Source organism: uncultured Mucilaginibacter sp. (genome assembly GCF_937859865.1).
Lineage (GTDB): Bacteria > Bacteroidota > Bacteroidia > Sphingobacteriales > Sphingobacteriaceae > Mucilaginibacter_A.
Genome location: NZ_CALMAT010000046.1, coordinates 21010 through 36846, shown reverse-complemented (window position 1 = coordinate 36846; position 15837 = coordinate 21010). Strand labels below are relative to the sequence as shown.

At 39.9% G+C, this 15837-nt stretch carries 9 protein-coding genes; 2 read left to right on the top strand and 7 right to left on the bottom strand.

The features are described 5' to 3' along the window. Window positions 1-24: 24 nt before the first annotated feature. On the bottom strand, window positions 25-1062 hold the full coding sequence (locus Q0192_RS05370; RefSeq protein WP_299287223.1) for a hypothetical protein: 1038 nt from the start codon (window positions 1060-1062) through the stop codon (window positions 25-27). 370 nt (window positions 1063-1432) lie between these two features. On the opposite strand from Q0192_RS05370, the gene Q0192_RS05365 reads away from it, so the two are divergent. Next, a complete protein-coding gene (locus Q0192_RS05365; protein ID WP_299287220.1) occupies window positions 1433-1648 on the top strand; it encodes a hypothetical protein in 216 nt (71 codons plus the stop codon). Continuing rightward, window positions 1648-2046, top strand: coding sequence for a type II toxin-antitoxin system VapC family toxin (locus Q0192_RS05360; protein ID WP_299287217.1), 399 nt, complete (start codon window positions 1648-1650; stop codon window positions 2044-2046). The genes Q0192_RS05365 and Q0192_RS05360 overlap by 1 nt, the downstream gene beginning before the upstream one ends. On the opposite strand, the gene Q0192_RS05355 is transcribed toward Q0192_RS05360, so the two are convergent. The 6 genes from Q0192_RS05355 to Q0192_RS05330 all read right to left on the bottom strand — a co-directional run bounded on the left by Q0192_RS05355 (window position 2047) and on the right by Q0192_RS05330 (window position 15748). Beyond that, window positions 2047-4479, bottom strand: a complete 2433-nt coding sequence (locus Q0192_RS05355) for an ABC transporter permease (protein ID WP_299287214.1) — start codon at window positions 4477-4479, stop codon at window positions 2047-2049. It abuts the gene before it with no gap. 344 nt (window positions 4480-4823) lie between these two features. Beyond that, window positions 4824-7205, bottom strand: coding sequence for an ABC transporter permease (locus Q0192_RS05350; RefSeq protein WP_299287211.1), 2382 nt, complete (start codon window positions 7203-7205; stop codon window positions 4824-4826). A 178-nt stretch (window positions 7206-7383) separates the two neighbouring features. Then, window positions 7384-9774: an ABC transporter permease gene (locus tag Q0192_RS05345; RefSeq protein WP_299287208.1), complete on the bottom strand. Its 2391-nt coding sequence runs from the start codon at window positions 9772-9774 to the stop codon at window positions 7384-7386. Between the two features lie 108 nt (window positions 9775-9882). Next, the gene (locus Q0192_RS05340; protein ID WP_299287205.1) at window positions 9883-12282 is read right to left on the bottom strand and encodes an ABC transporter permease; all 2400 of its coding nucleotides are present in this window, start codon (window positions 12280-12282) and stop codon (window positions 9883-9885) included. Between the two features lie 132 nt (window positions 12283-12414). After that, the gene (locus tag Q0192_RS05335) at window positions 12415-14808 is read right to left on the bottom strand and encodes an ABC transporter permease (RefSeq protein ID WP_299287202.1); all 2394 of its coding nucleotides are present in this window, start codon (window positions 14806-14808) and stop codon (window positions 12415-12417) included. Between the two features lie 262 nt (window positions 14809-15070). Beyond that, window positions 15071-15748, bottom strand: a complete 678-nt coding sequence (locus tag Q0192_RS05330) for an ABC transporter ATP-binding protein (protein WP_299287199.1) — start codon at window positions 15746-15748, stop codon at window positions 15071-15073. Window positions 15749-15837 lie beyond the last annotated feature (89 nt).

The following is a 15837-nucleotide window of genomic DNA, read 5'->3' as shown; positions in this document are numbered from 1 at the left end:
AGCCCCAAACCTCTCACCTCCAACCTACATCCTCACATTAATCCCGCCAATGCTCGTGCTCACCGTAACCGGGATGCCGCCGCCGTTCAGTTTGCCTACCATTCGGCTGTCGTCTTTTTCGCCGTTAAAATTGCTGGTAACATTGGTGCTGATGCGGTTGCCGTGCAAGTCCAAATCCAAACCTTTGCCGCTTGGTATCTGCAAATCTACATGGCCAACACTGCCGTTGATTTTAATGTATTTGCCCAGTTTTTCCATTTGCACATGCGTACTGCCCGCACTGGTGGAAGTTTCTAAACTGCAGGCCATTTCGGTTAAATTGATGCTGCCGCCGGAAGTCCCGGTTATCAGTTCGCCCGAAATATGGTCGCCGGTAATGCCGCCGCCGCTGGTTCGGGCGTTGATGGTTCCGTTGAGGTTGGCGAGGTGCAAAGAACCGCCGGAAGTGCTCAAACTGATCGTTCCCTGGCAATCCGCCGCAGTAATGCCGCCGCCGCTGGTGCGCAAATCAATGTTGCTTTTTGAGTTGGAAACTTTGATGGAACCGCCTGAGGTACGTCCTTTTACCAAACCGTTCAACTGGTCCAAGTTTAAACTTCCGCCGCTGGTGCTAAAGTTTTGTTCGCCGTTTAAATTGCTTAGTTTGATGCTGCCGCCGCTGGTGGTCAAATTGGTGGATACTTCTTTTGGCACATAAATTTTGAAAGAAATGCTCAATGATTTTTTCCAATTGAAGTTGCTTTTTGCTTTTGCCGTAGCTTGAAGTTCGTTTCCGTTTAAAGAAACATTCAGGTCATAATCCTTCAAACGTTCGGTCAGTTCATCTTTCGAAAGATCCTCGTTGTTGTTGTTATTGGCGTTGATGTAAACTTCCACATGCGCATCGGCAGCAGTTCCGCCACTCACGGTGATGCTTCCGCCCGAAGTTTTCACGTTCACGTTTTTAATCGCCGCATTGGCAAATGGTTTGTTTAAATAAGGCTCCTGGTTGTTGTTTTGTGCCGAAGTTGCCAAAGCCTGGCCAAGCAGGAACAAAACGAAAGTGGTTTTAAAAGTTTTCATAATAGTATTGGTTTTAGGGGATTTGAAAGATCAGGTTTTGCCCTTGATCCTCTCCCAAAAAAGGGAGAGGGTTTCAGGCTTCATTTAACATTAACATTTAACTCAGAACAACAGTACTCCTACTGCAAGTTAGATCAAACATCAGTCGTACCAAAACGCTAACTTATTGACTGTAAAAGAAGTAGTTATTTTTATCCTTCTACAGATGTCCGTTTTCGTTACAAGTAAGTGTTCGGTAACGGGCAGAAGATTTGAGGTGCCGGGGAGTGAGTGGGGGCGAAAACAAGTGCTTTTCTAAACATTAAGCAAACACACTTTGATTTTTTAATGATGTTTGTCTTTACTAAATTTGGTTACAATTAAACACAACATGCTGACAACCATTAAAGGCATATACGACAATGGAAAAATTGTTTTAGATGAAATGCCACCAACTAAAAACAAGTCGAAAGTTGTGGTTACATTTTTGGAAGAAGTGCAACCTTTTCCTGTTGCAAAAAGGCGGTTAGGCAGTTTAAAAGGTAAAATCAGCATTCCTGATAATTTTAACGATCCGCTCGATGATCTAAACGACTACATGTATTGATGGATTACTTGTTGGATACCCAAATTATTATTTGGGCTTTAGAAGATAACCCAAAGCTTAAAACTTCGCTACGAATTTTAATCGAAGATTTTAACCATCAAATTTTTGTAAGCCAATTTAGTTTGATGGAATTGTCAATTAAATTAAAATTAAGCAAACTTCCTGCATTTATAGTCAGTATAGATTTTATTGCCAACCAACTCTTGGCAGATGGTTTTGATATGTTACCGTTAAAAAACGAACATATTTATGCTTATCAGTCCATTCCTCTTTTTGAAGAACACAGGGATCCTTTTGACAGGTTTTTATTGGCAACTGCTTTATCAGAACAAATACCTATCATCTCGGTGGACAAAAAATTTTTACTTTATCAGCCGTTGGTTAACGTTATCCATTAACTACTCACTCCGCAAACTTTTCACCGGATTGGCCAATGCTGCTTTTACCGCCTGAAAACTGATGGTGGCCAAAGCAATAAATACAGCCATACCTGCCGCAAGCGCAAAAACCCACCAGCTAATATTGGTGCGGTAAGCAAAGCTTTGCAGCCATTTGTTCATGGCAAACCATGCAATCGGCACAGCAATAATAATGGCGATGAAAACGAGCTTGATAAAATCTTTAGAGAGCATAGCCGTAACATTTGTTACGGTGGCGCCCAAAACTTTTCGGATGCCGATTTCTTTGGTGCGTTGTTCGGCAGCGTAAGTAATCAACCCAAACAAACCCAGACAGGCAATCAGGATGGCAAAAAAGGCGAAAGTGATAAACAGTTTGCCGGTTCGTTGTTCGGACTGATAAAGATGATCAAAATCCTCATCCATAAACGAGTAGGTAAAAGGCTGGCCTTCCATTTCTTTTACCACACCATGGTATTTAGCTTCTATTTGCCCAATAACTTGCGGCATATTGTTGCTTTTGATACGGAATGCAAACGTGTCGGCATATTTAGAAAGGCGGAATACAACTGGTAAAGTTTTATTACGCAGGGAACCGGTATTAAAATCTTTTACAACACCAATGATCTGACGTGTATTTGTGGTGTTGTTCTGATTAGAATCATACAGTTTTTCCTGCAAAGGATTTTTATAACCTAAAAGGCGGGCAGCGGTTTCGTTGATGATTAAGGAATTAGAATCTGTTGGCATTTGTGCAGAAAAGTTTCGGCCGGCAGCCATTTGCATTCCTAAAGTTGGGATATAATCTGTATCAACAGACCAATCAGCAAGAGTTACAGTTTCTGCTGCGCTCATCGAAGCATCCTTCGAAAAAGCGTTTTGGTTAAAATTCTGTTCGCTGGAAGTGGGTAAAGCACTGGCCCTTGCGCCAGAAATTACGCCAGGGATCTGCAACACTTCGTTTTTAAAAATTTGTGCATAATTGCCAAGCGAATAAATATTCTTCAAAACCAAAACCTGTTCGCGGTTATAACCTAAGTTTTTGTTGCGGATATAATTGAGCTGATTGTAAATAACCAATGTGCCGATGATTAAAATAATAGCGGTAGAAAACTGAAAAACAACCAACGTATTACGCAGCCAGCTTCCTTTAAAACCTGTAGACATTTTCCCTTTTAAAACTGTGATTGGTTGAAATGCGGACAGGAAAAACGCAGGATAAAGTCCGGCTAAAATGCCGATAAAAACAGTAATCAGCAGGAGTGCAGGAAGCGTCCAACCCGAAGAAAAAAGACTTAAACCAGTTTCTTTTCCGGCAAGCTGATTAAAGTACGGTAAAAACAGCATCGCTATAAACAAGGCAATTACCATCGCCAGCAAACCGGTGAGCACGGATTCGGTGAGAAACTGCGTTACCAAAGTAGCTTTATCAGAACCTAAAACCTTGCGTACACCAACTTCTTTTGAGCGACCAGCCGAACGCGCGGTAGAAAGGTTCATGAAATTAACGCAAGCCAGCAGCAGGATAAAAACAGCAACTACAATAAAAATATAAACGTATTGGATATTGCCGGAAGGCTCTGCTTCGTTCGTTAAATCCGAATATAAATGAATACGTGTTAACGGAATAGTCTGGTAACGCAGAAAATCGCCCTTTTTTGCCAAATCGTTAAAGTTGCTGTGAAAGAAGGTTTGCACCTGTGGCTCTACATATTTTTTCGCGGCGTCCTTTAAATAATTATCAATTGATTGCTGACTGGTACCCGGACGAACAAGCAGATAAGTAACAAAGCTGTTGTTTAACCAAACCGGATTGTTTGCAAATTCATTGCCAACAAACGATTTAATAAAATTAAAATGCAAATGTGCAGCAGCAGGCATGTCTTTAATTACGCCGGTAATTTTGTAAAATGTGGTGTTATCAACTTTTAAAGTTTTGCCGATAACATCGATCGTATTAAAATATTTTTTGGCGATAGAAGCTGAAATTACCATAGTTTTTGGCTGACTTAGTGCCGTTTTTGGATCACCAGCAATCATCGGCAGCGAGAAAACCTCGAACAAATTTGGATCGGCAGAAAAAGCATTTTTTTCAACAATCGTTTCGTTGTCTTTTTTCACCAACATTTCGCTTCCTGTGCCTACGCGGGTAGCTTGTTCAATCTGCGGATAATCCTTCATTAACGCCGTAGCCATAGGAGCTGGCGTTAAACGTTGCTTAAAATCGCTGCCGTTTAAATGAATGTAGGTGTTTACACGATAAATGCGGCCGGCCTTTTCGTTGTATCTGTCGTAGCTCAACTCATCCATCACAAACAAAGTAATCAGCAAACAAACAGTAAGGCCAATAGCCAGTCCGAAAATATTGATGGCGGAATAACCTTTGTTTTTCCAAAGGTTCCTGAAAGCGATTTTAAAATGGTTTCTGATCATGGTTATTTGGCTTTTAGCTGTCGGCAATCGGCTTCATTCTTTGTAAAGTCATTGGTAAATTGTTTCTTCTGGTTCAATACTACAATCCTTGTTAATTTTATGCCGATTACATAAATTATTGTTTATCATATAGTTAATTACACTAGCTGCTTTGATCCGTTCGGTTCTGATACACTTGCTGTGCTGTTTCGATACAAAGTTTTAGGTGGTAAAAGAAGCATTTAGAAAAAGCTTTTAGCCGTTAGCAATCAGCTTTCAGCTTTTTGCATAGTTTGTTATTTAGGTTTCAGGTTTCCAACTTGTCAATCGCTGATAGCAGAAAGCTAATCGCTGACAGCCTTTTCTCACTCGCTCCTCAAACTCTTAACCGGATTGGCCAATGCTGCTTTTACCGCTTGAAAACTGATGGTTGCCAAAGCAATCAGTATGGCAATAGTAGCTGCAATTAAAAATATCCACCAGCTTATTTCTATCCGATATTGATAACCTTGCAGCCATTTCTGCATCATCCACCAGGCTAAGGGGAAAGACAGCAGGCAGGATAAACCAACCAGTTTTAAAAAATCTACAGACAACAAACCTGCAATCCCAGTTACACTGGCACCCAAAACTTTTCTGATCCCAATTTCTTTTGTCCTTCTTTCGGCGGTATAAGCAGACAGTCCAAACAAGCCCAGGCAGGAAATCAGGATGGCCAACGCTGCAAACACGCGCGACAATTTGCTGATCAACGTTTCGCTGATGAACATTTGGTTAAACTGCTCGTCCACAAACTTATAGTTGAACGGATAGGCTGGATTGTTCTTTTTCATCGCTGCTTCAATCTTCACTAAAGCTTGTTCGATGTTGCTTTGCGGTTTGAGGCGCAGGTACATTTTATTGGCATGTTCCGGCGAGGTTGCAGAAAACAAAACCGGGTTTGGCTTGCCGTACATATCGCCGTAAACGTAATCGTTCACCACGCCCACAACCGTTAGTATTGTTCCGCTGGTATCGCCAGAACTCCATATAGTTTTGCCCAAAGCACTGTTTTTACCCATCAGTTTTTCGAGCGATTGAGTAATAATCACATTTTGTTTTTTTGAAGTAACAGAATCCGTCGAAATAAAATCTCTGCCTTCTAAAAGTTTTAATTGAGAAGTGCTGATAAATTCCGGTGTAACGTTTCGGTTAGAAATTAGTATTTGCGTGCCAGGCATTTTGCCCTGCCAAGTATAAATACTTGTATTGTTGCCGCCACGAAGTGTGGGATGATCAGATAAAGCAATATTTTCTACCATCCCGGTTTTCAATAAATCCTGTTTGAGTGCATCATAGTATTTTGCCCTGTCGCCTTGCGCATCTGCTTCAATCAGGTTGTTTTTGTTGAAACCCAATTGCCTGCTTTTTACATGCTGTATTTGCTGGTAAATAATTATTGTGCTGATAATCAATACAATCGAGATGGTAAACTGCAAAACCACCAAACTTTTACGTATAAAAGAAGCACTGCCGTCTTTCAACTTAACGCCTTTTAAAACCGCAACCGGATTGAAAGATGATAAATATAAAGAAGGGTAACTGCCTGCTACCAATCCGCAAACCAGCGTGATCAACAATAGCGCAATTAGGTGTGTGGACTGGTTAAAGCCCAACGTAAGCTGTTTTTGCACCAGATTGTTAAAGGTTGGCAACATCAAGGCGGTAATTACAACAGCAATTATTGCTGCCAGCAAAGCCATCAACAAAGCTTCGGCAATAAACTGTGTAATCAGACTTCGTTTTAATGCGCCCAACACTTTCCGTACGCCAACTTCCTGTGCCCGTTTTTCGCTTCTGGCGGTAGCCAAATTCATAAAATTGATGCAGGCGATCAACAGGATAATCCAGGCGATGATGGAAAATAAATGAACGTACTGTATTTGTCCGCCGCCGGTTGCTTTGCCGTTTTCAAATTCATCATATAAGTGCCATTGGCCCATGTTCCATAAAAACGGACGGGCAATAACTTGCGGCTCTCTTTGCTGAATGAAATTGTATAATTGCTTGTTTACCGATGCCGGGTTTGCGCCTGGTTTTAATTCAACATAAGTGCTTAATGTATTATTGCCCCAAGTATACAACCATGGGCTTTGATCGTAGATGGTTTTAAAAGGCGCTGCCCATTCAAATTGTAAAGTGGCATTTTCCGGCAGGTCTTTTAATACGCCGGTAATGATGTAATCCTGTTTGTTGTCAATCCGTACTGTTTTGCCAACTACATCTTTATCGTTTCCAAAAAATTTCTTTGCTGCTTTTTGGGTTATCACCAATGAATACTGCTGAGCAAATGCTGTTTTTAAGTTGCCTTGTACAAAGGGGAGGGTAAACATGCTGAACAAAGACGGATCCGAATAAATGCCGCCCGCATACATATTTTTATCACCAATAGAAAAAAGCGTTGCATCCTCATCATATATCCGGCAAGTATTGGCAACGCCCGGTATTTCTGCCTGCATTGCCGGTCCCATTACTCCGGGTGTTGAGCCGAAAGTTGCCACATAGGTATCGTACTTTTGGTTCTCGCGGATTAAATACAAGTTGTCTTTTTTCAAGTTGAATTTATCCCAGTTTACTTCATCTTCCACCCATAAAAAAATAAGTGCCGCACAGGCAATACCGATGGCCAAACCAAATACATTGAGCAAGCTGTAAACTTTGTTTTTTTTAAAGCTGCGGATGGCGGTTTTGATGTAGTTTCTGAACATGGTTGTGGTTCTTTTATGGTTTAATATTTTGGTGCGGGGTTTGGGGTGCGAGGACTTTGCAAATTGCTCATGCCTCTTACCTCAAACCTGATGCTTCTTTTATCGATACTTTTTTGGTGTGAGGTTTCAGGTATGAGGCTTTGCAAGATGCCCTTACCTCAAACCTCTCACCTCAAACCTATTCACTCCTCAAACTTTTCACCGGATTGGCTAATGCTGCTTTTACCGCCTGAAAACTGATGGTGATAAAGGCGATAAGCAACGAACCAACACCTGTTAAAATCAAAACCCACAAACTTAAATTGATGCGGTACGGGAAGTTTTGCAGCCACTTGTTCATCGCATACCAGGCAAGCGGCGAGGCAATCACAACGGCAATCAAAACAAGTGTTAAAAAATTAACTGTCAGTATTCCTGTAATATCTGTTAAGGTTGCGCCCAATACTTTTCGTATGCCGATTTCTTTAACCCTTTGCTCGATTGCAAGCGTTGCCAAACCAAACAAACCCAAACAAGAGATCAGGATGGACATCACAGAAGCAATGGTGATGATCTGTTTCCACCGGCTTTCCTGATCGTATTGCCCGGCAAGCATATCTGTTAAAAAATTATAAGTGCAAGGATAATCCAGGACCAACTTTTTAAATTCTGTATTGATGGCTTTTAAGGCAGCAACTTTTTGGTTTTCATCAATTTTTATCAATACCTGGCCGTACGTAGCGGCTGCTGGTTGTTTTAAAAGTAGCGGTTCAATCTTTGAATTTAAAGAAGCATTATGAAAATCAGCGGTAACACCAATTACAGTATACATGTGTTTATTCTCTCCAATTAAGTGTCCTATCGGACTGTCTTTCCAACCGGCAGCTTTTGCAAAAAACTGGTTAATGAGACAATGTGTTGTATCACCGGCAACGGTTGTAAACCCTCTTCCTTGTTTAATTGGAATGTTTAATTCTTTTAAAAATTGATCGTCAATTTCAAAGAACGGTGTGTTTAATTTTTTTCCGTCAACGTCAAATTCCATTCCTGTCATGCCGGTAAAAGGCGTTACTTGTCCGGATACTTCTTTTATAGATGAATATTTGGAAAGCTGGCTTTTAAAAAGTTCAAAGTTTGGATGTTTCTCCTGAGGAAATCGTACATCCACAATGTTTTGCGGTTTGTATCCAAGGTCAGCATTGATCAACAAGTTAAACTGTTTTTGCATTACAATTGTCCCGATTGCCAGAAACACGGCAACCACAAATTGTACAACAACCAAACTTTTGGCCAGGTAATTATTACTGCTGATTTTAAGTTTGCCATATAAAGTTTGCACTGGGTTAAAACCTGAAAGTACAACTGCAGGATAAAAGCCGGCCAGTAAAGTATTGACCAAAATAAGGAGGATAAAAACAGCTAAGGTTTGGCCGTTAACCAAATAGGAAAGTTGAAGATTTTTATCCGCTAACTGATTGAATTTTGGTAAACAGATTGCCACTAAAGTTATAGCGATAAAAGAAGCAATCAGCGTTAGCAAAAAAGATTCGCCTATAAATTGCAGGATCAATTGCCAACGTGTACTGCCGTTTACTTTGCGGATCCCGATCTCTTTGCTTCGCCTTAAAGAACTTGATAAGCTTAGGTTGATAAAATTGATGCAGGCAATAAACAGGATAAACAAAGCAATACCGCCTAAAATATAAGAAAAATCAATTTTGCTTGAAGCTGTTATGCCGTTGCCTGTGCCATAATCTTTATCTAAGTGAATGTTATAATAAGGTTGTAACTTATAACTGGAACCTGCTTTTTCACCATAGGTTTTTTTCATTTCGGCTATTAGTTTGCCTGCATATTGGTTAAACACCTGTGCCATTTTTTGCTCTGCAACCTGTGGGTTTGCGCCTTTTTTTAAATAGATAAAAGAGTTGAGGAAAGAATTGAACCAATCCAACGAAGTATATTTTGAAGGAAGCGTACGTTCAATATTCAGTAAAAAATCAAAACGGACGGTAGAATTGTACGGAGTTTCATTGGCTACGCCCGATACGATAAAAGGCACAAAATTTCCATTTTGATTAATTTGTAAAGTTTTGCCTATCGGGTTTTGATCGCCAAAGTATTTTTTAGCAATGGCTGTTGTAATCACCACATTGCTGATTTGATCCAATGCTGTTTTAGGATTGCCTTTTATTAAAGGAAAAGAGAATATTTTAAAAAAGCTTTTATCGGCATAAAGCATCTTCTCTGAAATTATATTTCCCCCTTTTTTAACTAATTCTTCCCCGCCGCCGTTTATCCTGCAAAATTCCTGTATTTCGGGTATTTCCTGTTTAAACGTTTCGCCTTGTACGCCTCCTGTAAACCCGCTTTTATATTCCGTGCCGTCCGGCCCGTGCCCGTCTTGTACAAGCCGGTAAATTTGCGCCCCGTTGGTTTGAAAGCGGTCAAAACTAAGATCGTCTTTGATATACAATACAATCAGCATCACGCAAGCAAGGCCGATACTTAAACCAAAAATGTTGATAGCGGTATAAGTTTTGTTCCGCCTCATGTGGTTTACTGCTGTTTTGATGTAGTTTTTAAGCATGGTTTTTAGTTTTTAGTTGATACTTCTTTTATCAATACTTTTTTGGTGTGAGGTTTCAGGCATGAGGCTTTGCAAACTGCTGATACCTCAAACCTCTTACCCCAAACCTCATTCACTCCGCAAACTCTTCACCGGATTGGCCAATGCTGCTTTTATCGCCTGAAAACTGATGGTAAGGAGGGCGATTAAAATAGCTAAACCGCCTGCCACAGAGAAAACCCACCATTTAATAGCAATACGATAAGCAAAACCCTGGAGCCATTCGTGCATAAAGTACCAGGCAAGCGGAGAGGCCACCAGTACGGCAATCAGGGTCAACTTTAAAAAATCTTTTGCAATTAAGGCAACAATTCCACTAACTCCTGCACCTAAAACCTTGCGTATGCCAATCTCTTTGGTGCGCTGCATGGTGGTAAAAGCTACCAAACCAAACAAACCCAGGCAGGCCAATAAAATTGCAAGTATTGAAAAAGTGCTGAAAACTTTAGCCGATCTTTGTTCTGAGACATACAAACTATTGTATTCATCGTCCAAAAAACGATATTCAAACGGCATTGACGGCACGCGTTGTTTCCACAGGTTCTGTAACGAATGTAGGGTTGCAGGCAAATTTTTTCCGCTTACCCTAACAAAGAAATCGTTCGTATAATTTCGGTCTAAAAACAACATAAGCGGACCAATCGGCTGGTGGAAAGACGAAAAATGAAAGTCCTTTACGACTGCTTTTACCACGCCGGGAGCATTTTTATCTACCACCTTTCCGATCGCTTGTTCTGGTGTCCATCCAAAAGCTTTTACCGCAGTCTCATTTAAAATAAAAGTATACTTAAAGTTTTTACTTTGATTTGTGGTGTCTGTAAGCTTCAAATCAGCACGGGTAAAGTCCGTTCCAGCAATGATTTTCATGCCCATTGTTTTAATAAAATCTAAATCAGATGGGAGGGCCGTAATATCCAAGCTGACTTTGCCATGGCCGGTTTCGGTACTGATCCCATCGCCCCAACGCACAAAAGTTGGCGTTGCATTGGCACCACTCACACTAATTACCTGTGGCAACCTGCTGATTTCTGCTTTAATTGGTTCATAATTTTGTCTTACCTGCTGTGTGATCGGTAATACCAAAATATGTTCTTTATCATAACCAAGATCTTTACTTTGAATATAGTTGAGTTGCTGTAAGATAATTATCGTGGCAACAATTAAAAATACGGAAACTGCAAATTGGAAAACAATCAACGATTTCCGCAAAGTTCCACCGGAAGAAGAAAGCCTTAATCCCGATTTTAAAATATGAACAATCTTGGTGTTAGAAAGTATAAATGCCGGATAGGCACCCGAAGCAAAAGCAATTACAATAAATAAAATCACCATTGTAATAAGCGGAACCGGCTTCATTATCAGCGAAAATGAAAGTAGTTTGCCGGTTAGCTGGTTAAAATAGGGCAGAAGAATGGCTGCAAGTATAAGTGCGATGACGAGCGATAATAGCGTAAGTAAAAATGATTCGCCGATAAACTGTTTGAAAAGCTGTAATTTTTCTGCACCCAAAACTTTTCTGATACCAATCTCCGCACTTCGGGCACTCGATTGTACAGTAGCCAGGTTAGTATAGTTGATACAGGCAATCATCAGTATCAGCAAAGCAATAATTCCAAGTATGTAAACGGTAGTAATGCTGCCGCTTGGTTCCAAACCATCCAATTGCGAATACAAGTGAACGCTAAGCAAAGGTTCAAGATTGTAAAGCAAGGGACTGTTGTTTTCTAATTTCAGCTCATTTTTGCTTATCCCAAACATGTAAGCGTTTAACTGCCGCTGGAAACCTTTCAATTCGTCCTTATTTTTCAGAAGTAAGTAAGTTGTATAATTGGCTGTCCACCATTCTTCGCTTGCTGCTGCTTTAAGCGATGTAAACGACGCAATAAAATCATATTTAACCTGTGAATTTTCAGGAGCATCGGCAACTACGCCCGTTATAGTGTAATCTTTATCTTTCCCGATGGCGACATTTATTGTTTTACCGATTGGGTCAATACCATTAAAATATTTTTTCGCCGTTTTTGCCGTAATCACAACCTCATTTGGCGCATTTAAAGCTGTTTTTGGATTTCCACGGATCAGTTTGAAAGAGAAAATATTAAAAATTGAAGGGTCTGCAAACAGGAAGTTCTTTTCATGAAACACTTCCTGGCCATTTTTAACGATGGCCTCACTGTTCATTAACCTTACATAATCTTGAATTTGCGGGAAGGTGCGTGATAATTGCGGGCCAGCTTTGGTGCCAGTCAAAGCAACTTTTTGGGCACCGCCATCGCCGTATTGCATTGTCATGCGAACAATCCGGTCAGCTTTTTTGTTAAAACGGTCGTAACTTAGTTCATTAATGACAAACAAACTAATGAGCAGGCAACTGACTAAACCGGCTGTTAAACCCACAACATTAATCAAGGTGAATAATTTACTTTTTTGCAGCCTTCGTAACGCAATTTTGATGTAGTTTTTAAACATGGTTTATTTTATTACACAGATGTAAACTGATTACACAGATTTTGATGCTTCTTTTATCAATGTTTTTTAGGTGAGAGGTGAGAGGTATGAGGCTTTGCAAACTGCTGATACCTCAAACCTCTTACCCCAAACCTATTCACTCCGCAAACTCTTTACCGGATTGGCCAATGCTGCTTTTATCGCCTGAAAACTGATGGTTGCCAAAGCGATAACCAAAGCTATGATAGCAGCCAAAGCAAAAATCCACCAACTCATAGTGATACGGTAAGCAAAATTTTGTAGCCATTTTTGCATTGCCCACCATGCAACTGGTGAGGCAATAACAATGGAGATTAAAACAAGCAGCAAAAAATCTTTAGATAAGAGGGCAGTGATTTGTTGGACAGAAGCTCCTAAGACTTTGCGGATTCCAATCTCTTTGGTTCGTTGTTCTGCATTAAATGCAGCCAATCCAAATAACCCTAACGCTGAAATGATAATGGCTATGACAGAAAAAATAAGAATGAGCCGGGATGTTTTAATGTCAGATTTGTAGAGGCGGCTAAAACTATCATCCAAAAAAGTAAATTTAAACGGTTCGTCTGGAAAAGATTTGTTCCATATTGCTTTAACTGCCGTTATTGCTTTTGAAATATTTCCCGGATTTACTTTTATAAAAAAATACGGGTTATCGTCTTCATCATTTGTGATAACCATCGGGCCAATCACTTCGTGCAAATTTTTGTAATGAAAGTCTTTTACCACCGCAACAACTTGTCCTGTATCGCCTCCCCAGGAAAAACGTTGTCCGATAATTGGTTGGTGCAACTTAAAACTTGCAGCGGCTGTTTCATTTAAAATATAATTATGATTGGTATTTCCTAGTTCAAACCAATTTCCGGCTTTTAGTTTTAACCGGAACATTTTTTGAAAACCATCACCAACATTTAACCTGGCAATAGCTGGATTATAACTTGTGTCGCGTCCGTTCCAATCTGCATTACCAGAACCACTGCCTGTTACATCAATAATTTCAGATCCTCCGCTGCTTACTGCTGCTATGCTGCTTTGTAATTGTAAATTATGTTTCAAATTTTCATACAATGCCTCTCTTGTTTCCTTTTTTAAAAAGAAGGTTTTGAACGGAACTTGAACAGACATAATCTGTGATACATTGTATCCAGGGTTTATAGTTTGTATAAATTGTAGTTGTTTGTAAATTATAATTGTACCAATAATTAATACGGTAGATAAAGAAAATTGGAATACAACTAAGCCTTTGCGAATAGAACCATCGTTTAATTTTAAAACACTTTTGCCCCTAAAAACATTTAATGGTTTAAAGGACGATAGTAAAGCAGCCGGATATATACCATTTAAAATAGTGGCAAACAATAAGGTCTCTAATAAAACTTGCCACAAGATTGTTGAAGTAATTGGAAGTTCAAAATTTTGTTCAGTTATGATATTGAAAATTGGTAAAAATAATTTAACAAGTAGTATCGTAATAAACAATGCTAAGGCACTTATCACAAGTGATTCTGTAATAAATTGAAAAAATAGGTTTAACCTTCCGGCACCTACAATTTTTCTGATGCTGATTTCCTTTGCCCGCAAACTTGCTTTAGCTGTTGTGAGGTTGATATAATTGATACAAGCAATCACCAATAATAAAAAGCCCAGGATGCTAAAAATGTAAGTTGTTTTTTTGTTGCCATGTGGTAAGGTAGAAAATTGATGGTCTGTTTCAAAATACATATCCTTTAACCTTTCAAGGCTGATCTTGTCTGTATGGACTTTACTATTTTTGTTGATAATATCGTTTAATTTATTTTCAACTTGTGATAAGTTTGCTGCCGGTTTTAATTGTAGAAAAGTAATATAATGAAAGTTGCCCCAGGATTTGTCATTCTTTAATGTTTGCGGGTCAGCTAATCGGCCTCCTATTTGCATCATAATATCAGATTGAAAACTGGAATTTACCGGATTGTTTTTAACAATGCCTTGGACAGTATAGTTAACGGAATCAACCTTAATGATTTTTCCAATCGGGTCTATATCACCAAAATATTTCTTGGCTTTTCCCTGGGTCAAAACAATACTAAAAGGGTCGCGGCTAAAAGAGTTTGCGTTACCGGCCACAAAATCGTAATGAAAAAAGTTAAACCAATTTTTATCTACATAAGCACTGGTTTTTTCTGTAAAAAGTTGATGTTTAATAGTGAAAGTTACATTGTCGGAGGAATTTGTAATTAGACATACAGATTTCGCAACCTCCGGTATTTCTCTATCAGCGGCTTCCCGCAATAGCATGGGTGAAGCTTCAAATTTCCAAGTCTCATTTTTATTGATTTGGATTGTGTTTGTTATGCGAAAAACATGGTCGCTATTTGGCTGATACTCGTCAAAACTTGTTTCATTATGAACCCAGATAAAAATAAAGACAGCAGTGGTCATCCCAACCGACAATCCAAAAAGATTGATCAAAGTAGTAACCTTATTTTTTAAAAGGGTACGCCAGGCAGATTTAAAATAATTCTTAATCATATTTTTTTGATTTTACTGATGCTTCTTTTATCGGTATATTTTTAGCCCCACCTAACCTCCCCAAAGTGGAGGAACCCAAGTGCAGACCTTTCATATTCGCCCTGCAAAAGCCCTCTCTTTTGGAAAGGGTTTGGGTGAGGCTTTTATTCACTCCGCAAACTCTTCACCGGATTGGTCAATGCTTCTTTTATCAATGTTTTTTTGGCAAGAGGTATCAAACATGCAAATCACTGATAGCCGAAAGCTGATCGCTGACAACTCCTTACACCAACAAATTCTCCGTAACCGTTTGCCCGTCCAGCATCCTGATGATCCGGTGGCTGTACCGCGCGTCATGCTCCGAGTGCGTTACCATCACAATCGTGGTTCCCTGCTCGTTCAGTTCGGTCAACAATTGCATCACTTCGTTTCCATTGGATGAATCCAGGTTACCGGTTGGCTCATCTGCCAAGATTAATTTTGGATTGTTGACTACGGCGCGTGCAACAGCAACTCGCTGCTGCTGTCCGCCGGAAAGCTGCTGCGGAAAATGGTTGCGGCGGTGCATGATCTGCATTTTATCTAAAACCACATCTACGCGTTTTTTGCGTTCGGCGCTATCAACACCTAAATAAATGAGCGGCAGTTCTACGTTTTCAAAAACGGTCAACTCGTCAATTAAGTTAAAGCTTTGGAACACAAAACCAATGTTGCGTTTGCGCAAATCCGCCCGTTTGCGTTCATTAAAACCGGCAACTTCAATGTTGTTGAACATAAAGCTTCCGCCATCCGGGTCGTCCAGCAAACCCAAAATGTTGAGCAAGGTAGATTTGCCGCAGCCCGACGGACCCATTACGGCTACAAATTCGCCGTCGTTTACATGGATGGTTAGTTTGTTTAAGGCCGAAGTTTCAATGTCTTCGGTGCGGTAGATTTTTTCGAGGTCGGTAATTTTTATCATGATAGAGAGGTTTGAGGTATCAGGTATGAGGCTTGACACAAGCTGTACACCTTTTACTTTTTATTTTAAATTAATTTATTATCTTTAAA